The following is a 24,215-nucleotide window of genomic DNA, read 5'->3' on the forward strand; positions in this document are numbered from 1 at the left end:
GAAATACAAAAGATAGAAAAACAAACAGGCTCTCCAATAAATAACAGTGAACTTTTATATGTTCTAAGTTACAATCAAAATCCAGTAAATCTGAGATTTATATTTTTTTAATAAAAATAAGAATTAAATATTTTCTATACTATTTAATCTATGGATTATCATATTACTCACTATTCTCATTATTACAAGCTAATAGTGGTTCATACATCATTATAGCGTGATTCTCCGTTACATATTGATCTTCTATTAACTGTTTCTGTTGATTATATACTTTACGTTGAATCACATTATGTCGTATATAACCGCCCCAGTATGCAGGTTGAATTGAGTGTTCTTTCTCATACACTTCATATTGATAAAGTTGCGGATAGACTGTTCTCCATTCACCAACTAAATGTTCATCTGTCATATAAAGGTGAAGTTGATACGGTTGGTCCGTTTCATTTTTAATTTGTAAATCCAAATAGTTATAGGAACAAGTCGCTCCACTCCCAAACGGTTGAGTTCGCCTCGAATCAGGAAAGACATCAAAGCTATGACGATATCGTTCTGTTACTGTCAGTGGTGTATGTAAAGTCATCCAATATATTAAATTCGAAAGCTGACAAAGACCTCCTCCAATACCTGTTTGAAAAGATCCGTAGTGTAATACCATACCTTCTACATATCCTTTTTTCCTCGTAGGCTTACCTATTAAACGCCAGTAAGAAAATGTTTCTCCTGGTCTAATGACGATACCATTTAGTTTTTTTACAGCAATTTTCAAATTAACAACCTTATTCTGTTGATACCACATATCTACATCTTTGAGCTTACGAAGTAATATCGTTCGGTGCTGAATTGCTGTACAAGGTAGCTTTTCTTGTTGGAGCCTTTTTGCATATGTTTTTCCGTCTACTAACCACTGAATGTATCTCTTTGTAGAGTAATACCACGTCCCTAGCATAATGCGATACTTAGACCGCTGTTTAGGACGTAAGTGCACTATATTCATTTTATTCCCTCTCTCTTTCTTCAACTAAATTCTAATATACCTCTAATTCAATGAACTACAGTTTTCTTAGCTGCATAATAATTTTCGTAAATAAAGTGAAACTTTAATCAGCCCTCACCAATCGGGCTTTTACAGGCAGCCCGATCCCCACCTAACTTCTTTGCTTTCGCTGAATTTTGAGGTGGGGGTCTTACTGCCCAGCAAATAGCGGGATAAAAAAGACGCAAAAAAATAATAAATTTACTCTAGTGGAGATTTTATTTTGATGATTGCTTTATAATTATATGAAACTGCGCTACAATACGATAAATTGAAATAAACATATTATAAATATAACGAATAATATTAAATAAAAAATAATGAAAATTAAAGAAATTCTAAAGTATTAATATATTTTTCATAAATATTAATTGATAATACATTAGACTTTACTATATGTATAAATTCTCTATTCTACAAAACGAAATTTTTTAATGTAAGAAAAAAATATAATTCCCCTTTCACATTTATACAAGTCTCATCTGGAAAACTTTCCAAAACAATCCGAACCCTTATATTTAGAATAAACACAAAAAAATTGCCACCAGTTAGCTTAACTGGTTGGCAATTTTTTAACGAGAATGCTTTACAAATAGTTGAATTGCTTCTTCTGGTACATAGCACTTTCCATTACTCTCTACAATAATACTTCCTAATTCATACCCTTTACCATTGATACGAATTATATTTTTGTTACCAAATAATTGTGCTTCTACTTTATTATGTTTTACTACGAGTAACGGGTTTGCTCCTTCGGTTTTGTCGGCTGTTACAGTTGCACCGATTTTCTTAAAGGCTTGTTCACTCTCTAAGAATATTTTATTCGTTACTTCTTCTAAGTTAAAGCCCATCGCTTTCGCCATCGTCTTCGCAATGTCTGTATTTTGGATTAAGCCTTCTGGTTTTTGAGGTCCATAAGAATGTAAAAATACATCCTCACCTGTATGTCCTCCTGTCGTAAAGCCAATATTTGCACGATTAGCCAATAATGTAGTAAGAATTCGTCCTACATCCATTTTCTTTTTTGCCGCTTTTAATTTTTCTTTTTCATCATGAGTTAGATTATCCAAACCGTATAGTTTAGCTACATCTTCTACATTTGATAAATCAGATTTCAGTTTATTTATAGTTCCTTCAAGTGTCATTTTCGCCTTTTTCAATGAATCAATGTATGCAGAAACCGGTGTAGTATTGTATCCTTTTGTCGTATTTCTATTCCCTATAGAGATACCGCTGTTACCATGATCAGTTAAAGCTATGAGCATCGTATCCCCATCTTTCTTCGCAAATTGTAACGCCTTTGCTACCGCTTCATCAAATGCCAATACATCACTAATCATCCCAATTGGATCATTAGCATGAGCTGCCCAATCAGGCTTACTACCTTCTACGAATAAAAAGAAACCATCTTTGTCTTTTGATAATGTTTGAATTGCTTTTTCTGTCATTTGAGAAAGTGTTGGTTGTTCTGGATTTGTTGCTATACGATCTATATCAAACGCAAGAGCATGATTTGAGAAAGAGCCCCAAATTTTATTAGATTTGGAGTTCAATAACGCATCTTTCGTTTCAACAAAATCGTATCCTTTGTCTTGAATCACCTTTACTAAATTTTCACCATCTTTTCGGATTCCATTACTTTTCATAGGTAGCAGCGCCGCTTTTCCCCCGCCTAATACGACATCTATATTTTGATATACTTGCTGCTTCGCAATTACGTCAAATTGCTTGCGATTGACATGGTGAGCCGAGAATCCCGCCGGAGTAGCATGCTGAATTTCAGATGTAGCAACAATTCCAGTTGCACGGCCAGTACGTTTTGCACCTTCCAATACGTTTGCGACCGGCCGTAACTTGTCCTCTTCTTTTATTGGCTTTAAGTTAGGTGAATTTACAATAGAAGGTAGTACGCCTACATATCCTGAATTCGATTTATTTCCAGTTGCTAATGCTGTTGCTGCTGGCGCTGAGTCTGTAATAGCTGATTCTGCAGAATATGTACGAACACCTCCTGTTACAATTTGATCTAACGTAAGCGGTGCCCCTTTATACCAGCGAGCCAATGTTGTCGCCGTTGAACTTGTTCCGTCCATAACCATCATAATTATATTTTTAGGCTGGTGTTCTACTTTTTTCACCTTAGCTTTGGCCGCATGATAATTCATCATACTTTCCGTACTTAATACGCTTACTATTATAGCTCCCACTAATAGTAACTTTTTCATCTTCACACCATAATTCAACATGATTGTTCCTCCATAAACTTTGCATTCATTTCAATACACCTTATTTCCTTTCTCATTCCACAACCTACATATGTTTTATTAGTTCCCAATTCTCATAAAGCTAACAATAGTTACTTTCTATTTCTTTCCTTAATTAAATATCGGTATGTGTCATCTATCTTATAAAAAAGATTTAGCATCCTTTTCATTAATTACTTGTTTAACAATAAATCCTCGATTAAAAGAAATAAAATTTTATTGTTTAACAATAAATTTCATGTTAAATTAATAAGATATTAAATAAATGAGGTGCTTTTTATGAAACAAGGATCCACACTCTTTTTAAAGACCGTTGTGATTCTGATCGGAATCCCCGTTCTTGCTATGTGCATTTTTTTAGTTCCTAAAATAGGAAACTTCGCCGCAGAATTATATCCGGATATTGCATATATTAAATACCTTGTATTTATCAACTTATACGCAACAGCAATACCTTATTACTTCGCTTTGTACCAAACATTTAAGCTTTTAAACTATATTGATACAAACAACGCATTCTCTGAGTTATCTGTTAAAGCTTTAAAAAATATTAAGTACAGCGCATTGGCAATTAGTGTATTATATGTATTAGGTATGCCACTTTTCTATCTCGTGGCAGAGAGAGATGACGCCCCTGGCATTATTATTATCGGAATGATTATGATTTTTGCTTCAATGGTAATCGCGGTCTTTGCTGCCGTTCTCCAAAGACTATTAAAAGATGCTATAGATATAAAATCAGAAAATGATTTAACGGTCTGAGGTGAATAATATGGCAATTATTATTAATATTGATGTAATGTTAGCAAAAAGAAAAATGAGTGTAACAGAACTTTCGGAGAAGGTTGGAATTACAATGGCTAACCTTTCTATCTTGAAAAATGGAAAAGCAAAAGCAGTCCGTTTTTCAACTTTAGAAGCAATATGTAAAGCATTAGAATGCCAACCGGGGGATATTTTAGAATATCAACCTGAAGATACCGAATAAATAGAGTCCTTCATACGAGTAATGGGTTCAGTTTAGGAAGAGAAAAATGCTAATAAACATTAGAAATAACAAACTAAAACGCTCAGAAAATATTCTGAGCGTTTTTTATTTCCCTCTTCAACTAAAGCACCAGTTAGTGTAAAAAGCTATTTCACCATTTGTATGGCTAACTTATCTTTTAACATTGACCTATATGAGTCAATTTCATATTTTGTATTATTGATTGTTTCTTTTTTCATTTTTAACATATCGAATATTTCTAATTCTAAATTCCTTCTAGCTTCAAGAACTTTTATCGCTCCTTCTACACCTGAATGGTGATGTTCTTTCCCATAGCCTTGGTTAGTGTAATAGTCGATAATTCCTGTGGACCATTCTGGAGTTCTTTCTTTTAACGCCTTCCTAAATGAAAATTCAAGATTATCTTGTTCTACATACAATAACATTGGGTTTAAATTCTCTATGATTTTTGCAACTTTCATTACATAATTTATTATTTTTTCTTTTTGTTCACCATATTTAATCATCCCAATAGTTAATGGATTTTGTATGAAACAACATTCAAAGATATAAACCTTATTGTCTTCTAGAGCGATTTCAGCAAAGTCATTCCATTTGTCAGCAATTAATTCAACATTTTTATCGAATGGTAATTCGTATATATCATTTTTTAAAATAACGTTAAATAATTCGTCCGAAAACTGGTCACCAAACTCATTTTTCATCTTTCTGTATGGTAATAAATAATTGCTTCCTTTTTTTAGAACTTTCTTAAGGAGCACTTCTTTAAAATCTCCACTGTTAGATAATAATCTATTGAACTCAAATTTATTAAAACAAGATACACCATCATAGTCGGCTGGGTGGTTCAAATTTCCCTCTAAAAATAGTTCAACTTCAATTTTATTTTGGCTTAGAATTTCATTTATTAGCTTTGCAGTGGTTGATTTTCCAAATCCAGGTAACCCTTCTACTATTATTAGTTTTGTATTCATAGTTATAAACCCCTATCTTCAAAGTATTTAACCAAGATTAAAAAAATCACTTAATCCACTACAATCACCCCTTCAAAATATGATATTTACCATTTCCTTTGAAAAAACCTTCTTAAAGTAATCTGAACGCTAGTTTAAGAACATTTTTTCACAATCTCTATAATTATTTTAACATAAATTTTCCATTTATCTTATTATTTAGAACGCTATTTAACTATATAAAAGCGCTTAAACACTGAAATAACAATAAAAAAAGGGATGCTAAATCATAAGTGATTTACATCCCTAATTTGTATGTTATTTTATATTTTCACTCCCGTAACTATACCCGTTATCATACGAAAAGGACTCTTTTTATTTCACATTACGGCGCAAAACTAATTTGACCAGTAAACAATAGGATAATTGCTATGATCCAAAATATAAAAAATGATGAGGACAGTATTAATGAAAGGATAGCAATCCCCTTCTTCTCTGTTTTTTTCGTCATTGTTATTATAGAAAGCATAATACCTACACCTGTCAGAGCAATTGTAATATAATCTCCAACTATATTACCTGCATTCGCTATCCTTGTTGGCGTTATAAAAACGAATAAAAAACACAAAATACCGATGAGTAAAGATATATAGCTTATTATACTGTACTTCTTTTTAGGAACTATTTCTGTTTTCATACTAATCCCACCCCTTCTATATAGCTATGAGTTTATATTAGCATGAATAACCATAATTTGGTTATGATAAAAAGCAGATAAAACGGACACTATCACTTTATCTGTCAGTTTATTTCTATCTAACAACTAACCTGACTATTTCTTTACTAAAGATATACAATCATTCTTTAATCCACGGCAATTGGTATATAATAGCTCTAAAAAATAAAGACTGTACCTTTAAAATGAAAGATACAGTCTTTATTAATAACTTTTTTTATAAAGAAAACTCTCTATCACTCACTACCTTAAAAAACTCCGAGTAATGTGATAAAGAATAATCCGCTACATCACAATTACCTTGAAACATACATGTTGAAATACCTAATTCTTTTGCAGGTAATAAATCTAATTCTCTATCTCCAATAGCTAAATCAATATTGTATTTTTTATGCAGATGATTATAAGCTAAAGAGTTTGGCTTTCGAGGAAAGCCATCGTTAATTGTAACCATATCTACGAAGTATTTTTCCCAGCCGTAATATTTTAAAATGCCCATAACCCCTTCCCTATGTTTATGGGTCATAATCACATTTTTATTTGCAAATTTCAAAACCTCTTCGACACCTGCAAAAGGTTTCATATCTTTTGACGTGAATTTTCCCTTCAAAACTTTAATCTTTTCTTCCTGCTCGCATGAAATATTATAATACTGAATTGCATGAGAGTATGATATTTTTAAGTTTTTGTATATTTCTTGTTTTTCTACTGAATCACCTAATATTTCAGAAAACAACATTGTATATGCAGGATACGTATCAAATAACGTCCCATCAAAATCCCATAAAATATTCATTCTATTCACCTGCTATGTTCAAATCATTTAATGACTAAATCCGCCCTATCCCTCGGCGATTCCATTTCTAAGTAATAATCCTCTGCTTTCCAATACCTATTTTCAAACTTTGAAAGGTTTTTCTGTGTCTCCTCACTCTCACGTAGAAACCTTGTCTCTCTTGGACAGTCCAAATAGACCATATAATGAAAGAAATCTCTCCATTCTTTTCGCTGCAGAAAAACTCCTTCAATAACAATTACGCCTACAATAGGAATCTGCACTTTTTTCATTTCACATGAGTCTGTTTCCTCTTGATAAAAAGGCAAAGTTAATTTTGTCTCATGTTGTAACTTCTGAAAAAACTTCTGCCTCAAGTATGTAATATCCCACTGTAAACAATAATACTCATACCATTCTTCATGGTTTGTATAATAGCGTCGATTACGCTCTACTATATGATCATCAATATGGAAAATATGAAACGGAATGCCTTCTTGTTTCATATTTTCTTTTAAATTTGCTACGAATGTTGTTTTTCCTGAACGACTTAAACCATCTATACCTAAAATGAATCTATTTTCCCTATGATTCTTCATAATCGTTATAAGTTCGTTTGTACTCATTACTTCTTCCACTCTTCTTTTAATAAAGAATATAAAATGGTATCATGAGCAACTCCATTTTGAATCATATGTTTTCGAAGTAATCCTTCTTCTTGAAATCCTGCTTTTATTAACAACTTTTGAGAAGCTTTATTTTCTACATATACAACCGCTGCGATTCTTATCAGTTGCAGCATTTCAAATCCGTAAGCTAAAATCGCTTGTAATGCTTCCGATGCATATCCTTGTCCCCAATATGTATCATCTAATTCATAACCAATTTCAGCTCGTTTATGAATATTATTAATTAAATGAAATCCGCACGTTCCGATTAATTGGCCCGTCCCTTTTTTCTCGATTCCCCAGCGAAATACACTGCCCTCTTCATAACGATTGTTAAACGTTTGAATCGTTGTTTTCGCTTGCTCAATATTTTCAAAAGAATCCATTCCGAAATAACGTATAACTGATTCTTTCGAAAAATATTGGAACATCGTTTCTGCATCTAATAGTGTAAGTTCTCTTAAGAGTAAACGTTCTGTTTCTAGTTTTGGAAATCCCATCTCTCTTTCTCCCTCTATTCTAATGAACTGCAAATTTCAATATAATTTCCATCTGGATCAGCAATGTAAGCAATTGTTTGTCCCCACGGTTTTACAATAGGTTCAACTAAAATCTTGATTCCTTGTTCTCTAAATTGCTCAATCGTTTTTTGTACATTCTCAACAACGAATCCTAATTCAAAATGAGAAGACTGTAATTCACCTTCTGTAAGCGGTAGTCCTGTTAATTCTTTCACATCTTGCCGCGTATTCATCGCTAAAATGGTAGTTCCAGTATTAAATTCAATATATGTACCGTGCTCTGCTTTTATAGGTAACTGTAAAATATCTTTATAGAATTTTAAACATTCTTCAAACTTTTCTACATATAAAATGATGTACTTCATTTTCAAATCCATTTTACATCCCCCTTTATATCTATCCCTAAAATTTCGACAAAAGTCTCATAAAAACCTTGTTCTTTGTTGTAATGAGCAAAAAAAATGAGGCCGATTTCTCGGCCCCCCAGCTTATTGGCATAAAACAGGAGATTTGGTTTGGACATAACCAGTTCGTACTTTTATTATATTTTATTTTTTCTGAATTTTAAATACATTAAACACCTATTTATATTGAGAAAGTTTTTTGCTTGCATAAAATTAAAGATTTTAAGAAATGATACAAATGGAGGTGTATACATATGGAACCAATGCTATGTCCAAGCTGTAAAACGAACCGTACTCGCTTTAATATTCTTGAACAACAAGTAAAACCAGTCAAATTAAATCCACAAACTGGTCAAGTAGAAGAAGAATACACAAATGAAACGATGAATGCTTTTCATATGGCCTATCAAGGACCTACATACCGCGTCCAGTGTGCTGTATGCGGACTTGTTGAAAACCCAGAACAATTTATTAAACCTGCGCAAAATCAGTCTTTCTAACAATGTCATTACTATCCCTTTTAGAAATAGATTTTTTCTATAAGGGATTTTTTCGTTTAATACGGTAAAAAAAATGTATTTCTTCCTTATTGTATGTTAAACTTCGCACCCTTTTTTTAATATTCAAAAAAGGACAATACATCAAGCAATATTAATATTTAGGATTTTCGATTATTTTAACTAGTGGTTTATTATTAAGAATCATTTCTTATTCATTTATGATTTTTATTTGGTTATAAGGTTATAAATACTTAACTAGTAGTTCTACAACTTAATTGTATAGTTTTTATTATATAAAAAAGAGTGAACAAATTACGTTTATATAGAAACAAAAGAAGTTGATCCCGGTTTTACCTCTCATCAACTTCTTTTAAACTCCACTTTTTATTATAATATTTCACTTTTTAATTTTTTGATTTTCCAAGAGAGTCTTATAAAGAAGTACATCCACATACACCCTGAAAGACCTGTCGTAACTTTCGCCCACATTGGCACTCTTGATTCCATCGGGCTTAAAAATAGGTTATACATTGATGGTAATATACTTGCTGATATAATAACAAGGAATAGCAATAATTCATTTAGTTTTTGTATCCTCGTCTCCTTTTCTGAGTAAATATCAGGCAATTCATTAACCTCTTCTACTTCTTTACAAAAATAATTCCATCTTGTGAAACTTGTTACGCGTTTCCAACCTGACATTTCGTATATTTCGAAATACTCTTGTTGTTGTTCTTTCGAATCTCTATAAACCAATCTAAAATCAGCTTTGTATATTACATCTTTTGGCTCAGTTTTTTGAAACGTATACATTAAATTATATTTTTGTAATGCCCAACCTTGCTGATGCATCTTTCGTAAAAAAGCTTCTTCTTTTTCTAAATTCCATGCCGTAAAAAACTTAAATACCCTTTTTGTCTCCATCTTCCATTCACTCCCCTAATATACTATTTCCATTCTTTACAGACCGCTGTAATCTGTTGTACTCCAGTTCCAGTACTTCTCTCCCAAACGGCGTTAACTTATAGCACTTCTTTCTATCTGTAGAGGCAACTTCAACAATTAATTTTTCTTTAAGTAATTTCGTCGTATTCCCGTATAACGTACCCGGACCGAGTTTTACTTCTCCATTTGTCATCTCTTCTACCATTTGCATAATTCCATAACCATGCATTGGCTTTACAAGTGACAATAATATGTAGTATGTCGCCTCAGTTAACGGAATATATTTTTGCGCCTTCGCATTCATTATAACTACCTCCGATACATCGCCTCATGATATATCGACTCACGATATATCATATACCGATATTGTATAATCATATTCCAAAATATGCAAGAGTAATTTAATAATTAAATATCCATTTCTTTGAATTAAAAAATGATACCAATTTTCTGAATAATTTGTTAAAATATAGAAATATTAGCTCTTTTATACCGAAAGGAATGATACATATGATAAATAAATTGAAAGAAAACATAGGATCTGTGTTTGTTGGTAAAGAAAATGTTATTGATCTACTGCTTGTTTCACTGCTTGCTGATGGACATGTACTACTCGAAGACGTGCCTGGTACTGGGAAAACGTTACTGGCGAAAACCATATCAAAAAGTATTGGCGGTAGTTTTTCTCGTGTTCAATTTACCCCTGATGTACTTCCAAGTGATGTAACAGGTATTGAATACTTCAACCCAAAAACAAATGAATTTGAGTTAAGAATTGGACCCGTTATGACAAACATTTTGCTAGCAGATGAAATTAACCGTGCAATGCCGAGAACACAGTCTAGTTTGTTAGAAGCGATGGAAGAGCGACAAGTGACGCTTGAAAAACAGTCTACTCCTCTCCCGAAACCGTTCTTTGTTATTGCAACGCAAAACCCAATTGAATCACAAGGGACTTTCCCTCTTCCAGATGCACAGCTTGATCGCTTTTTAATGACGATTTCAATCGGTTATCCAACTCCTGAAGATGAATTACAAATGATGCGACGTTTTCGTAACGATTTACCATTAGAAAGTGTCACATCTGTCATCTCATTAGAAGATATTTTAGAAGCTCAAAAACGAGTAAAAGAAATATTTGTTTCGGAACCGTTAGAACATTACATTATTAAACTTGCTCATGCTACAAGAAATCATGATTATATCGCTAACGGTGTAAGCCCACGTGCCACACTTTCTTTAGTGCGCGCAGTTCAAGCATACGCCTTCTTACGCGGGAGAGAATATTGCACCCCTGAAGATATACAATTTTTAATTCCTTCTATTTGGAATCACCGTATTGTCTTATCAATGGAAGGTGCCCTGCGCACGACAAAAAATGATATAATGCAAAGTATTTTAAAAGAAGTTGACGTACCTGTGGAGATTGAGCAAGCATGAATGGACAGCGTGTTGTAACTGTACCTTTATTTTTTCAACTCCATATTATTCAACTAACTGTGCCAGGCGCTATACTATTTACGTTTTTTATGCCGCAACGAATTATAATGTTTCTCTTTTTCTCCTATTATTTATTTGCGATTTTCATTTATAAATATGTCGCTTACATAGAGAAAAAATTTGAAGTTATAAACGAGAGACAAACAACTCGGCTTTTCCCTGATGAATCTGGACAGTTTTTTATTCATTTGAAAAACGGTGCAAACATACCTCTCGTTAATGGTGTTTGTTATTTTCATTTAGATTCGTCTCTTATACAGCATAAAGATCAAGGAATTGAACGAATATCAAAAACGTTATTCTCTTTTCCATTTTCACAACCTGCACATTCGGCGCAAAAATGGGATTTAACATTAACCGCAACGAAACGTGGTGTGTTTCAAATTGAACAGTTCGAATGCGTTTTAAAAGATCCTTTTCATTTATTAAATGTACACTTACCTGTTTTCGATAAGTTAAAAACTGAAATTATTGTTTATCCTTCTCCTAAAGAAGTAGCAGGTTTGCAAGAACTTCAGCAACTTCTAATTGGTTCTTATCGAACTAATTTTTCTTTTTACAATGATGAAACATCTATTATCGGTGTAAAGCGATATGAGCGTGAGTCTTTCCGCTCTATTCATTGGAAGGCATCTGCTAAAATGCAGGAATTACAAGCGAAGCAATTTGAACCTGTAAAAAATTATAGTTGGACGATTTGTCTTTCTTTAGCTGCCGATCGTGGATTTGGTTGGAAAGATAATGTTGAAGATTTAATTTCATTCGCAACATACATTTGCCAATATGCAACGAAGCATCACATACCGTTTGAATTATTTATTAGTGTATTAGCCGAAGGTGGTGCATTACATTTATCGTTACATGAAGGGCAAACACAATATGCAAAAGCTTTAGAAGAATTAGCACGTGTTTCAGATGATAGTACGTTACTGCCGAAACAAGGATTCCTTCATTATGTAATGAGAAAGAGAGAACGTTCGTCTACAATGATATACATTGGTTTACAGAAAAATGAACTCCCTCTTCTCTCGCAGCCAACGTTCCTCATTAATAGCGAAGGGATGGTGGAATCGGTTGAAAACTTGGCTCTATCACGTTAATGACTTTATTTTGCTTCTCCTCCTTTCATTATTAACAGAAAGGGATGACCTTGTTGCTATTTCCATATTTTTAGCAACAGGCTATGTAGGCGTATTTCTTCTTCATAAATTTATGAAGAAAAAAACAACAGGATTTGTCATACTGTTCATTACTCAAATAATCGGTTGTTCTTTCCTTCTCCCATTCTCTCTATTTGGCACAATTATGTTACCGCTTTTCTTCTTTATCGTACATGTAGTCGGACCAGGATATCCAGTTCAAAAATCGTTAGGCGGTATTGTTTGGTTTAGTATTTCAGCCATATTTTTTGCGCCCTTTCCACCTTTGTGGGAGCTGTTACTATTAGTTATACACATTATGATTACATTTTGGTTAACTGGGGCAAATCGGAATCAACAGTTATTACGTTTCATTTCTATCATTACGATTGGTGTAATGAGTATAGTACTTGTTCAAGTGTTTCCTTTCATTCGACTTATTTTTTCCTATATCATAGAAACAGTTGCATTAGGATTCGGATACGCTATCAATCCGTTATTTTCAGCAGCTGAATTAAAAGAAACTGATGATTTTTGGTCGAATAAAGGGAATTTAAAGGATCCTCAAATTAAGGATGTGTTTGGACAGCGTGCTTTTGACCCCACACTCATAAATAGCATTACCATAATAGTATGTACAACCATTGCTATTTACGTTGTTTGGAAAATAGTAAAAAGACGAAAACAATTCAGTTTACCAAATATGCCTGCCTTCGAATCTACTATCATTACTAATAAAGAAGGAACGAACCAAAATCGTTTTAAACGAAATAAACCGCCGCATAACGAAATTCGGAAGGAAATTTTCAAGCTAGAGAGTAAGTTAACCCCTCCTTTAAATAGAAAACGGGGAGAAACTGTTGAAGCTTGGCTAGAAAGAATAAATGATGAAGAAGATGTAAATATTCAAAGTGATATTATTATAGATGCTTATAATACGGTGCGCTATTCAAATGGTAAAAGCATTGTACTTCTGCATGAATTTAAGGAAGAGATTCATAAGCTTTATGCCTATCAGAAAAGTTTGAAGAAACGAAAGAAATAACGTAACAAAAAGACTCCTATATTCATAGGAGTCTTTTTATACTTCTACGTTGCTTTTTAAATGGAAGCATTCTTCCCTGCTTCAATTTCTAATGACTCTTCATGCCACCAAAGTGTTTCTTCAGGGTCTTCTTTAGCGATTAGGTGTGCTTCTTTTTTCGTTTCTACTGTAGGATATGAACCTTTTAGCGCACGCCCTGAAGTCGTAACAAATAATACACTAAATACAACTAATCCAATAATACTTACACCCGTCAAATAAAATGCTGGCGCAAGCGGGTTACCAGTTGCATGAACTAAGTATGAACATACGAGCGGTGTTGTTCCACCGAATATCGATACAGAAATATTAAATGAAATCGAAAGTGCTCGATAACGTACATCAGTGAAAAAGAGTGATGGTAATAATGAAGGTAATGTTCCTTCATATACACTTAAGAAGAAACCTAGTACGAAAATACCTGCAAATATAGCTGCAATATGTCCGTTACCTATTAGTAAAAATGCTGGAATTGCAAATACAGTTAAACCAAGTAAACCAATTTGCACGACGCGTTTATTACCAATTTTATCACTTAATTTACCGAAATATAGTGCTAGTGGAATCATAAGTGCCATCGTAATAGAAATAATTAATAAGCCCGTTGTTTCTTTGACTTTAAGTACTTGAGTTAGATAAGAAGGAATATACGAAAGAATCATATAATTCGTAATATTAAAGAAGGCGACAATTACTGTGCTTAATAAGAAGTCTTTTTTGTGATATTTAATAATATCCATAAATGAAAATTGTTCATTGTCTTCAGATTCCTCTTGTGCTTTTTCCATCTCTTCAAAGATTGGAGATTCATCTAGATGACGGCGTAAGTATAAACCGACCAAACCAATTGGTGCAGCTACTAAGAACGGAATACGCCATCCCCAGCTGAGCATTTGCTCATCTGTTAACAATAACGTCAAAATGGTAACAATTACCGATGCAGCAATGTAACCTGAGAGTGTTCCAATTTCAAGACCACTACCGAGTATACCACGCTTTTTATCTGGAGAAGATTCTGCGATATAAACCATTGCTCCTGAATATTCGCCGCCTGTAGAGAAGCCTTGAATCATTCGGGCAACTAAAAGTAGTATTGGTGCCCATACACCAATTTGTTCATAGGTTGGTAGTAATGCGATGAATAATGTAGAAAGTGCCATTAAAATAATAGTAGTACTTAACACGATTTTTCGGCCGTACTTATCTCCTATTCTACCAAAGAATACACCTCCGATTGGTCGAACGAGAAAGGCTGCTGCAAATGTACCGAATGTAAGTACAAGTTGCAATCCACTATTATCAACACCTGAGAAGAATAATTGACTTAAGATAACCGCTAAATACGCGTATAATCCGAAGTCAAACCACTCCATTGCGTTTCCTATACCAGTAGCAATTACTGCTTTCCTGGCTTGTTTAGGATTGACAATATTAACGTCTTGAGGTTCAAAATTTAAATCATTATTTTGTTGCATATAATAAAACAGCTCCTTTTTAATTTAACTTCTTTAAGCACACCTTCTCTTATTGAATAAAATTAATTCGAAGCACTTAAGGAAAATTAACGTCTCCTTATCTGTTATTATTGTTTCACATAATTAATTATTTGTCCAATGAGATGCTCTCTAGGTTAAGTAATTTACTATTTTAAAAAGCTGAAGAAGGCGCTAAAATAGCGCCTTCTTCAGCTTTTTATATTTTTTTATATTTTTTTAAATACTTGCTGTAGCAGCTATGTTATGAATACAGGAAATAAACTCATAAGTGAATGCGTCAATTTCCTCTTTCGTAATAATATACGGCGGAAGTAATCGAATAATATTCCCTTGTGTTACATCGACTAACATCCCTTTATTCATTAACTCAATCTGTAATTTCTTCACATTTTCTTTCGTGTCATTCACACTTATCCCAAACATCATCCCCGCATGACGTACTTCCTGAATATAATAAGCATTTTCTTTCTGAATATCTTGCAGTTTGTCATTCAAATATAATGACGTTTCATAAGCTTCTTGCATTAACCCATCATCAAGTAATGTATTTAATACAGTTAAACCTAAAGCTGTTCCCATTGATGAATGAGCAAATGTTGTCCCGTGATCTCCTGGTGAAAATACATCACATAACCTTTCACCTACAATAATTCCTCCTAGCGGTATCCCGCCTCCTGCTCCTTTACCAATTTGAATAATGTCCGGTGTGATATTAAAATTTTGATAAGCAAATAATTTTCCCGTTCGACCCATACCACTTTGAACTTCATCAACGACAAGAAGTACATTATATTTTTCACATAAATTTTGAACACCATGTAAATATTCATTTGATAAAGGATAAATCCCCCCGCTACCTAAAACAGGCTCTAGCATAATTGCAATTGGATTTTCTTTAATAATGGTTTCTTCTAATTGGTCTATATTCTCGCGCTCTACTTCATATACAGGAATAGATGTTTTAGGGAAATTTTGATATACCTTTTCTTGTCTCGTAAAATGCAGTGCCCCTAACGTCCTCCCGTGAAAACTATCTTTTAACACAACTACTCCATCACGCTCTTCATTCGCAATAAATCTATATTTATCAATTAATTTTAATGTCGTTTCTGTCGCTTCCGTACCAGAGTTTGTAAAAAAGACTTTTCCGCTTTTTAAAGTACAATCTACTAATTTCTTTGCATACTCAATTGCAACTGGGTTTAAAAAATGAAACGGTAAATGCAACGATTTCGCAACTTGCTCCATTGTCATTTGTACAATTTTAGGATGATTGTATCCTAATACATTTACTCCTACGCCAGAAAATAAATCTAAATACTCTTTACCATCTACATCATACAGTTTACACCCTTCTCCTTTTTCCATTGCAACCTCTGTACGACAATATGTAGACATCATATATTCTTTATCTAATTGAAACCAATCCGACATATTAAATTCCTCCTAGTTATTTTCCCTTTTTTAACGTTCATTCTCTATATAATCGTTTATAAATTAAGTTTTAAGATTGAAATTTTAATAGTGGTTTTCTTCCACCTTTTTAGTAAAACGTGTGCTTTCTCTTCCCGATATTCATTTTTCCATAATTTCTTCTATTTCAACAGGTCCACTACATATGTGTTTTTTTCATCTAGCGGTATGTTACTGCTTTGAACTGTGCGTGTCATACATAATTAAGGCTATAGAATCATATTTAGTAACAATGGACAAAAAAGATTTGGAGGCTATATCGATGGATGAAAACTATGATAAACAGGGGCAATCTATACTAGAGAAAGACTTTAATGAAAATGACGAACGTAATGAACAAGCTAAACTTCACTCTCAAACAGTTGGTTCACGTGGACCCGTACTAGAGCAAGATAGTGTACTGCATGAGTCATTACAAGAATTTATTCATGAAAAAATTTTAGAAAGACCTGTTCATGTAAAAGGATTTGGTGCGTTCGGTTATTTTCAAACGATATATTCGATGTCTGAACATACTAAATTAAGTTTTTTACAAAATTCTAATGAGAAAGTTCCTGTTATGGTGCGATTTTCGTTAGCTGTTAGTACAAAAGGAACACCGGATACTGCTAGAAATGTACGCGGTTTTTCTACAAAATTTTATACAAAAGAAGGAATTTTTGACCTTTTATGTAATCACATTCCTGTTTTTTCTGTTCGTGACCCAATGCGTTTCCCTGAAACGATTCAAGCATTATTGCCTTCACCTAAAAATAACTTAATAGACCCTAATAGATTTTGGAATTTTGTCGCTAAAGCACCTGAATCTATTCATTTTGTTGTCCGTTTATACTCTAATAATGGTACGGCCAAAAGTCTTCGCCACATTCCAGGACATAGTGTTAATACATATGTATGGAGAAATGCGGAAGGTAATCGAAAGTATGTAAAGTATCATTGGTACCCATTTGAAGGTGTACAGTACATTACTAATAAAGAAGCAATTAAACTAGCTGCTGAAAATCCTGATTATAGCGGGAAAGATTTATATGATGCTATTGAAAATGGTAAACCAGTGGAGTATGGTTTATACGTCCAGCTCATGGATCCGAAAGATGAAGCTTACCTATCTTATGATCCTTTAGATGACACAAAAGTATGGGATGAACAGGCGTATCCTCTCATACCAGTCGGGAAAATGGTATTAAATAAAAATCCTGAAAATTTTATGGAACAAGTAGAGAAAGTCGCATTCTCCCCTTCTAATTTACTGGATGGTGCAGAACTATCAGATGATAAAATGCTGCAAGGGCGCGCTAACATTTACAGTGATTCACAAAGAAGAAGAATTGGTCCCGAATTTCGCAAATTAACGATTAACCAACAGCACGATTGGACACCCGCTAATCAAATTACAAGCGGTGACGGAAGGTACGTTGAAGGTAAACTTGAAAGAACTTCTATAACAAAACAGAATGACTTTACGCAGGCTGGTGAATTTTATACGAAGTTAAAACCGATAGAAAAAGAACATCTCGCTGAGAACTTAGCTAGTGATTTGAAAGTTATATCCGATGATATTAGGGAGATCGTTTTGGGGTATTTCAATCAAGTATCAACTGATTTGAAAACAAGCATTGAGACAGAAATGAAAGAGCATTAAGAAGATTAAAGTATTCTTTACGAATGAGAATTCAAATCTATATTAATTATTTTCTTGTCAAAATCCAATGAGATTATTTAATTTAAAAATATAAAGCCAATATATCCCTGTTCTATAATTAGAACAGGGATATATTGATATAGTTTAATTTTTAACATTACATACTTTATTTTGCTAAAAAATGCAATAAGTTTCCTTTCAAAATAAATTATAGTAAACTATTTTACTTGTACCGTATAATTCCCTGTTCCACCACCATACTTATATACACTTAAGTAATATTTCCCTGGCTTTGCATTATAATTTCCAAGCAATTTGTTTCCATCACGTTTTGTTGCATAAGCTACATAATTATTTAGATCTGATTCAGAATATAATACCCAGTTCAGTCCAAGATTTTGTTCGTTCGTAACAGAAATTTGTAAATCTTTTTGATCCTTTACATCAATAACAAATTTATCCCCCTGATCTTGATCACTCAAGGTTCCTCTTAACAAAATATTCAAAGATAGTGGGTTTGCTGTTTCAAATGAATTATTTGGTTCTTTTTCTACAGCCGTACCTTCTTCCGTATTCACTCCGCTAAACACAACATCATATTCATATTGCCCAGCATTATTTACACGGTAATTTACAAAATAAGCAGTCAATGTTTTATATCCAGTCCACTCTTTTCCTGAAAGACGTTTCAACATATCATTTGTTGCTTCATTCATCACTTTCCAGTCCTCAACTTCTCCTTTAGCCGCACTTCCTGTATATGTCCCCTGTAGTGTAAATGTATTAAAGAATTGTGATTTATTCTTTGTTACTTTCACATCTTTTAATTTCGCTTCATTTGTAATATCTGAAGTAATGTCGGAAAGCGATTTTGGATCATGCTGAGTTAAATACTCATCTGATACTTGTGGAATTGTATACTTATCGCGATTATCAATAAGCATTTGCATATAAGATTGATATTCTTCATTTAACTTATTATCTTTGCTTAATGTAGCACGGTATGCATCGTAACTTGAAACATCATTTGCGCGAATCAAATCATGCACTTTATCGAACATTTCAGGGCGCTTATTATACATATATGATTGCAGCGCAAACGAATAATTATAAAAATCCCACGTTCCATATTTCGCATTTAATGTTTGTGATGCTGTATAACGTTTTGCAGGATCATTAGATAACCCACCAATTATACTTTTTCGCGGTACTACACTATCTAATCGCGTTGCACCTGCAAAGAACTCTGCGTTTCCTTCTTCAAACCATGTTAAACGTTCATTTTGATACATTTCTCCTTGTCCCCATAATCCCTGAACTTCGTACCTTCCCTGTAAGTAGTGCGTAAATTCATGGCGGAATAATTCTTCCAAACTATAAATACTTTGCTCTGGTGTACGTTCATATGTAAAGAAAGTCCCTGTCCCTTCAATATAAATCCCACCATTATTCGTTTCATATCCGTACAGTTGACGATTAAATTGATACTCATCTGGGCTATTATAAATAACCATCGTTAACACATCATCAGCATGTCCACTTTCAAGTGGTTTATCGCTACCAACTGTACGATAAAATTGAGAACGCACTTCTTTTGCCGCCCAGTATAGACGTTTAATTTTCTCTTCGCTAACTTTATCCCCAGCTTTAAAGACAATTGCTCCATCATCAAACGTATACGTTTTCGGTAAATATTTCTTTTTACCCTCTTCTCGAATTTGATCTAAATTTACAGTTTTTCCGTTCGCATCTATTCCTCCATAATTTGTAGTAATTTGTTCTGCCGCAACAAAGTATTGCTCTCCTAAATATGGATAAATTCGCATTGCATCTGTAACAACTTGTTGTCCTTTTGTCGGCGTGCTATGAAGCTTGCCCAATCGTCCAGCATAGTAAATCCCATTATTAATTAACCATCCGTTTTTATTTGTTACTGTACCAAGTAGTGCAAAACGATTTACTTCATTTATAAAGTTATCAATATTTCGAAACCACATCGTATCTTTTGGCTCTTTTCCAGTCGTGTACATATCCGTCTGAATATCAAAGTCAATTCCCTTCATCAACTCATATATAGCGTCTCCTTTTGTTCGATCTTCAATGAAAGTTGCAAGATTATCATTATATTGTTTAAAAATTTCACCTGCATATAAAACCGTTTCAACATCTGCTGATGCATTTCCAATTAATTTTCCATATGATGCAATTACTTTATTTTGTTCTGAGGTACCAAGTTTGAAATTTGGATTTTTTGCAATTGTTTTTAAAGCTGGTAAACATTTATCATGGTAGCTACGCTCATTTAGTTTGCTTAATTCATCATGGTAAAAACCTAAATAAAATGCTGCACGTAGAGCTTCTACTAATGTTTCAATCCCTTTTGAATCATCTTTCGTATAAGCTTGTCCTTGTTCTGCTAGTTTATTAATAATTGCTTGCATTCGACTATCATCTTGATAGAATTTAAGACTATCACTATTAAACTGAAATAATTCTGGAATTTGATACCATTTAATTGTCACAAGAAGATCAGTTAATTGTTTATTATTTAATTGATTTAACTCAGCCATTGAATACTTTTTTTCTTCAGCTAACGGTTTAATATTATCGTTTGGTGCTAGTGGACGCTGCGATAAATCCGCTAATTTTAACCGTTTTGTAAAAGATGCATTTTCTTGTACTTTTGAAGGGTGCGCCAATTCATCAACAGATTTCTGTATTCCTACCGGCTCCATTTGTAATACATTCTTCACATTTTTCTCTTTTGTCTCTGCTTGAATTTGCAAACCATTACATGTTATTGTCACTAGTCCAACACCAAGAATCCACTTAGAAATTTTCGAATATTTAACCATACCATTGCCCCCTAATAATTTAAAAGAAAATTCAGAATTTTTAAACCAAAAATCTACTTATTCGTATATATTTACAGTTCCGCTATAAATACAACTATGATTAATAATGCAATAGTAGCTTGTTTTATACTATTACGAGTACAGATTCCTTACATACAATCTCCCTTCCTTACATTTAATACAAGCAAAAACTGTGCCAATCATATTTCTTATGCATGGCCAATATTCTTTTATAAATACTGTAGAATAAAATATACATAGGTGGTTCGGCAATGTATAAATCATTTGACACAAAATCTAATGTTTATGAAGAACAAATTCATTGAATGTTATAAGTTCATTAGCCAGTACATAATTTCCAACTAAAAACATCCCCAATTTTTAAATCTCTCAAAAAAAGGTAAACAAACATATTCCATAAAGCTAATATGTTCGTTTACCTTTTTCTATTTCAAATCAACAGCAAAATATCGTTGAATAAAAACAGCATGAATAAGTATTTTGTTATTCATTTCTCTTTTTTATATAATCTTTTTCACATTGCAAAGGCTTGAATTTCACTTTTTTCCCTTTCTTCTTTTTCGTTTTTATAACGAGCCATTCCCCTTTTTCAACGTCTAGTTTTAGGCGTTTCATTACATTGATATTATCTTTTTCTTTATAAAGTAAAAATGCTTCTTGCGCCCTCACAAATAAGCTGGGCTGTTCGCTAAATCCACCACTATCATAAATTTTAGTTAGCGAATTATAATAAGAATCATTTTCCTTTCCACCATACATCAAATGGGCAGCCTCCAGATCTCTTTTACTTACTTCCCAAAAACTATGTTCATCAATATTTAAATTAAATGTGGATTTAATGTCCTGTATTATATTCTTCACATACTTTTCATCTCGAACTTTTCTTTCTTCGAGACAATCCGAAGATAACCTTGGTGCATCTGATTTGGAATGTACAACGTGTTGTATCGATACACACAGAATAAATATGCTTAAAATGTAAAATATTTTTTTCATATTTACATATCACCTCAAATGATTTAGATACTATATCATTTGAGGCTTACAATATTCTTATACTAATAATGTAAAAGGCCCTATAATTTAGACTATTATAGGGCCTTTCCTTTTAATATTGCTTTATTAAATTCACCGGCGAAGCCAGTACCTTACTACTTTTCACATCATATAATCCTATAGGTGTTACTCGTATAAAAGGCAAGTGCGTCGCAGAAAAGAATAAAATTGTAAATGCTGGATCATCATACGCGTAGCCACGCTCTTGTAGTAATTTCACCATCTGTTTCTCTTCCTGTATTAATTCACTCATTTTTAAATTAGACATAATCCCGAGCAATGGTAATGCTATTTCGTGTAACACTTCATTGTTTTCTGCTACGACCATTCCACCACCGAGCTCTTTTACTCTACGAAAAGCTGTAAGCATATCTTCTTTACTTTTTCCAATGAGAATCATATCACCTGTGCCGGAATAAGAACTAGCAAGACCACCTAATTCTTTCGCAAAACCTTTTACAACTGTATTTACTCGCCAAGTACCATCACGAGCAATCATCATGAGGAAGCATTCATCATGATCTGTGGATAATTCATCACAGTCTATATTGATTTCACTAGTATATGGTTTTGTAATAACGTTATTTAATAAGTGTATCCCCGTTTTATTAGAGAAAATCATATTCTCTTTTTCTATTGACCAATCTAATGATAATGGAGTTACTTTATATTTACTCCAGTCTATATGTAATGCTTCATGCGTATTTACACCGTCACGCTTCACCCATTTCCCCTTTGCAAGGACACTAATTGGTACTGGGTTTTCTTTACTTTCTAAAATATTGATATTAGCAATTCTACCTGTCGCAATCGAACCATGTACATGTTCCATATTATAATAGCGAGCAATATTATAACTTGCCATATGGTATGCATCTATTACTGGCACTCCTTGTTTTATCGCGGTAGAAATCATTACGTTTGTCATTCCATTTTCATAAAACGAAGGATGTGAGCCGTCTGTAGTAAGTATAAATCTATCAAACTGTTTCACGCCTAATTCCAACAATTCTTTTAATAAAACTTCTAAATCCGGTCTAATGGAAGAATTTCTAAGAGAAACGGTGTAACCTTGCATAAGACGAGTGAAAGCTTCCTGCCCTGTCATCGCTTCATGATCACAATCTGTACCTAACAGTTTTAACTTCGCTAAAGTCGTTTCAGATGCACCCGGAAAATGGCCTTCTACTTTCTTCTGCAATCGCTTCGTTTCCTGCACCCAAGTTAACATTTCATCATCACCGTGTAATAATTTTGGCCATGCTGTTAACTCCCCACCTTGAAGAACAGCTTCTTGTTTCAGCCATTCTATTATTTCTTTACTATTAAACAAAGATTCCCCGTTTTGCAATTCAGTCTGTCCATCAAAACGGCACCACCAATACATAGTAGCTGGAATCTTTTTAAATTCCTCTACTAAACGAAATGATTCTTCACGTTTTAATGTGAAAAATAGAGTTAAATTATCATTAATAAAAGTCGTTGTCCCAAATTGCATCGCATGATTTGCTAGCGTCTCTGGGTTATACAACTGATATGGATGTGCATGCGGTTCTATGTAACTGGGAACGACATACTTTCCATCACAATCAATGACTTCACATTTATATAGTTGCTCTGGCAACTTTTCTCCTACATATATAATACGGTCATCATAAATCCAAATATTTGCTTGCATCCATTCACGTATATAGGAATTTAAGTATGTTGCATTCTTTAATAATTTGTGTGGACTTCTTGTACCGTCTATTATTTCAACATGTTCTCGTAATTGCTTGTTACTCCATCTAAACTGATTTTGTCCCAATGTATTTCACTCCAAATCAATTTACTTTTTTATTAAAACAAAATAATTAACAAACTAAAGTATTATCCATTCATAACTCCCCTGTATAGCCCCTATACTTCTCATTATATGGAATACTCTCAAAAATAACAATTTTCAAAACAAACAACACCTCTTTGTCCCACAACAAAAAGGATGTCATGCAACTGACATCTTTTTTAAACTAAACTATAAGATTGAATTGCACTTTGAAATACACTTGTATCATATTTATGTTCTACATATACTTAATACCATATTATGAATGTTAATACTGTCCTTATTTGTGAAATTTAAAAAGCATCTCTTTTATTTA

At 33.2% G+C, this 24,215-nt stretch carries 22 protein-coding genes; 7 read left to right on the top strand and 15 right to left on the bottom strand.

The genetic code is table 11. The features are described 5' to 3' along the window. Nucleotides 1-163: 163 nt before the first annotated feature. The gene (locus AC3EMB_RS14740) at nucleotides 164-994 is read right to left on the bottom strand and encodes a VanW family protein (RefSeq protein ID WP_088022222.1); all 831 of its coding nucleotides are present in this window, start codon (nucleotides 992-994) and stop codon (nucleotides 164-166) included. 611 nt (nucleotides 995-1,605) lie between these two features. Next, nucleotides 1,606-3,279 carry an alkaline phosphatase gene (locus AC3EMB_RS14745; protein ID WP_088022225.1) on the bottom strand — a complete coding sequence of 558 codons (1,674 nt, stop codon included), beginning with the start codon at nucleotides 3,277-3,279 and terminating at the stop codon, nucleotides 1,606-1,608. 297 nt (nucleotides 3,280-3,576) lie between these two features. Between AC3EMB_RS14745 and AC3EMB_RS14750 the strand changes: the two genes are divergently transcribed. Both AC3EMB_RS14750 and AC3EMB_RS14755 read left to right on the top strand, forming a co-directional pair. Further along, nucleotides 3,577-4,059, top strand: a complete 483-nt coding sequence (locus AC3EMB_RS14750) for a DUF2975 domain-containing protein (RefSeq protein ID WP_053564140.1) — start codon at nucleotides 3,577-3,579, stop codon at nucleotides 4,057-4,059. Nucleotides 4,060-4,069: 10 nt separating this feature from the next. Next, nucleotides 4,070-4,285: a helix-turn-helix domain-containing protein gene (locus AC3EMB_RS14755; protein ID WP_000974619.1), complete on the top strand. Its 216-nt coding sequence runs from the start codon at nucleotides 4,070-4,072 to the stop codon at nucleotides 4,283-4,285. A 146-nt stretch (nucleotides 4,286-4,431) separates the two neighbouring features. Here the strand turns inward: AC3EMB_RS14755 and AC3EMB_RS14760 are convergent, their stop codons facing one another. The 6 genes from AC3EMB_RS14760 to AC3EMB_RS14785 form a co-directional block, all read right to left on the bottom strand. Next, nucleotides 4,432-5,280 (bottom strand): P-loop NTPase family protein, encoded by an 849-nt coding sequence (locus tag AC3EMB_RS14760; protein WP_050844076.1) that lies wholly within the window; start codon nucleotides 5,278-5,280, stop codon nucleotides 4,432-4,434. Nucleotides 5,281-5,644: 364 nt separating this feature from the next. Beyond that, nucleotides 5,645-5,956 carry a hypothetical protein gene (locus tag AC3EMB_RS14765; protein WP_000845548.1) on the bottom strand — a complete coding sequence of 104 codons (312 nt, stop codon included), beginning with the start codon at nucleotides 5,954-5,956 and terminating at the stop codon, nucleotides 5,645-5,647. A gap of 256 nt (nucleotides 5,957-6,212) precedes the next feature. Beyond that, nucleotides 6,213-6,791: an HAD-IA family hydrolase gene (locus tag AC3EMB_RS14770; protein WP_088022733.1), complete on the bottom strand. Its 579-nt coding sequence runs from the start codon at nucleotides 6,789-6,791 to the stop codon at nucleotides 6,213-6,215. A gap of 23 nt (nucleotides 6,792-6,814) precedes the next feature. Continuing rightward, nucleotides 6,815-7,396: a kinase gene (locus tag AC3EMB_RS14775; protein WP_000106123.1), complete on the bottom strand. Its 582-nt coding sequence runs from the start codon at nucleotides 7,394-7,396 to the stop codon at nucleotides 6,815-6,817. Further along, on the bottom strand, nucleotides 7,396-7,938 hold the full coding sequence (locus AC3EMB_RS14780) for a GNAT family N-acetyltransferase (protein ID WP_000506654.1): 543 nt from the start codon (nucleotides 7,936-7,938) through the stop codon (nucleotides 7,396-7,398). The genes AC3EMB_RS14775 and AC3EMB_RS14780 overlap by 1 nt, the downstream gene beginning before the upstream one ends. 14 nt (nucleotides 7,939-7,952) lie before the next feature. Further along, the gene (locus tag AC3EMB_RS14785) at nucleotides 7,953-8,336 is read right to left on the bottom strand and encodes a VOC family protein (protein WP_000364502.1); all 384 of its coding nucleotides are present in this window, start codon (nucleotides 8,334-8,336) and stop codon (nucleotides 7,953-7,955) included. A gap of 281 nt (nucleotides 8,337-8,617) precedes the next feature. Here AC3EMB_RS14785 and AC3EMB_RS14790 point away from each other — a divergent pair, with 281 nt between their 5' ends. Beyond that, the gene (locus AC3EMB_RS14790; RefSeq protein ID WP_000433609.1) at nucleotides 8,618-8,863 is read left to right on the top strand and encodes a hypothetical protein; all 246 of its coding nucleotides are present in this window, start codon (nucleotides 8,618-8,620) and stop codon (nucleotides 8,861-8,863) included. Nucleotides 8,864-9,250: 387 nt separating this feature from the next. Here the strand turns inward: AC3EMB_RS14790 and AC3EMB_RS14795 are convergent, their stop codons facing one another. After that, nucleotides 9,251-9,787 (bottom strand): DUF2812 domain-containing protein, encoded by a 537-nt coding sequence (locus tag AC3EMB_RS14795; RefSeq protein WP_088022737.1) that lies wholly within the window; start codon nucleotides 9,785-9,787, stop codon nucleotides 9,251-9,253. Between the two features lie 7 nt (nucleotides 9,788-9,794). Then, on the bottom strand, nucleotides 9,795-10,112 hold the full coding sequence (locus AC3EMB_RS14800; RefSeq protein WP_098616676.1) for a PadR family transcriptional regulator: 318 nt from the start codon (nucleotides 10,110-10,112) through the stop codon (nucleotides 9,795-9,797). A 206-nt stretch (nucleotides 10,113-10,318) separates the two neighbouring features. Here AC3EMB_RS14800 and AC3EMB_RS14805 point away from each other — a divergent pair, with 206 nt between their 5' ends. Genes AC3EMB_RS14805 through AC3EMB_RS14815 form a run of 3 tightly spaced genes read left to right on the top strand, consistent with a single transcriptional unit; the run spans nucleotide 10,319 to nucleotide 13,492 of the window. After that, nucleotides 10,319-11,248, top strand: coding sequence for an AAA family ATPase (locus AC3EMB_RS14805; protein ID WP_088022739.1), 930 nt, complete (start codon nucleotides 10,319-10,321; stop codon nucleotides 11,246-11,248). Beyond that, nucleotides 11,245-12,408 (top strand): DUF58 domain-containing protein, encoded by a 1,164-nt coding sequence (locus AC3EMB_RS14810; protein WP_197242630.1) that lies wholly within the window; start codon nucleotides 11,245-11,247, stop codon nucleotides 12,406-12,408. Before AC3EMB_RS14805 ends, AC3EMB_RS14810 begins: the two co-directional genes overlap by 4 nt. Then, complete coding sequence (locus tag AC3EMB_RS14815) at nucleotides 12,383-13,492, top strand: DUF4018 domain-containing protein (RefSeq protein WP_000860513.1); 1,110 nt, start codon at nucleotides 12,383-12,385, stop codon at nucleotides 13,490-13,492. Before AC3EMB_RS14810 ends, AC3EMB_RS14815 begins: the two co-directional genes overlap by 26 nt. Nucleotides 13,493-13,548: 56 nt before the next feature. Here AC3EMB_RS14815 and AC3EMB_RS14820 read toward each other — a convergent pair whose 3' ends face one another. Together AC3EMB_RS14820 and AC3EMB_RS14825 are read right to left on the bottom strand one after the other, a co-directional pair. Beyond that, on the bottom strand, nucleotides 13,549-15,006 hold the full coding sequence (locus AC3EMB_RS14820; RefSeq protein ID WP_001186932.1) for an MFS transporter: 1,458 nt from the start codon (nucleotides 15,004-15,006) through the stop codon (nucleotides 13,549-13,551). 237 nt (nucleotides 15,007-15,243) lie between these two features. Then, nucleotides 15,244-16,461, bottom strand: a complete 1,218-nt coding sequence (locus AC3EMB_RS14825; protein WP_053564132.1) for an aspartate aminotransferase family protein — start codon at nucleotides 16,459-16,461, stop codon at nucleotides 15,244-15,246. Nucleotides 16,462-16,762: 301 nt separating this feature from the next. On the opposite strand from AC3EMB_RS14825, the gene AC3EMB_RS14830 reads away from it, so the two are divergent. After that, nucleotides 16,763-18,142 (top strand): catalase, encoded by a 1,380-nt coding sequence (locus tag AC3EMB_RS14830; RefSeq protein WP_488517088.1) that lies wholly within the window; start codon nucleotides 16,763-16,765, stop codon nucleotides 18,140-18,142. Between the two features lie 218 nt (nucleotides 18,143-18,360). Here AC3EMB_RS14830 and colA read toward each other — a convergent pair whose 3' ends face one another. The 3 genes from colA to AC3EMB_RS14845 all read right to left on the bottom strand — a co-directional run bounded on the left by colA (nucleotide 18,361) and on the right by AC3EMB_RS14845 (nucleotide 23,881). After that, nucleotides 18,361-20,997, bottom strand: a complete 2,637-nt coding sequence (gene colA, locus AC3EMB_RS14835) for a collagenase ColA (protein ID WP_088022747.1) — start codon at nucleotides 20,995-20,997, stop codon at nucleotides 18,361-18,363. A 504-nt stretch (nucleotides 20,998-21,501) separates the two neighbouring features. Next, nucleotides 21,502-22,014, bottom strand: coding sequence for a hypothetical protein (locus AC3EMB_RS14840; RefSeq protein WP_488517089.1), 513 nt, complete (start codon nucleotides 22,012-22,014; stop codon nucleotides 21,502-21,504). Between the two features lie 112 nt (nucleotides 22,015-22,126). Further along, nucleotides 22,127-23,881, bottom strand: coding sequence for an adenine deaminase C-terminal domain-containing protein (locus tag AC3EMB_RS14845; protein WP_488517090.1), 1,755 nt, complete (start codon nucleotides 23,879-23,881; stop codon nucleotides 22,127-22,129). Nucleotides 23,882-24,215 lie beyond the last annotated feature (334 nt).

The organism is Bacillus sp. LQ16 (assembly GCF_057784645.1).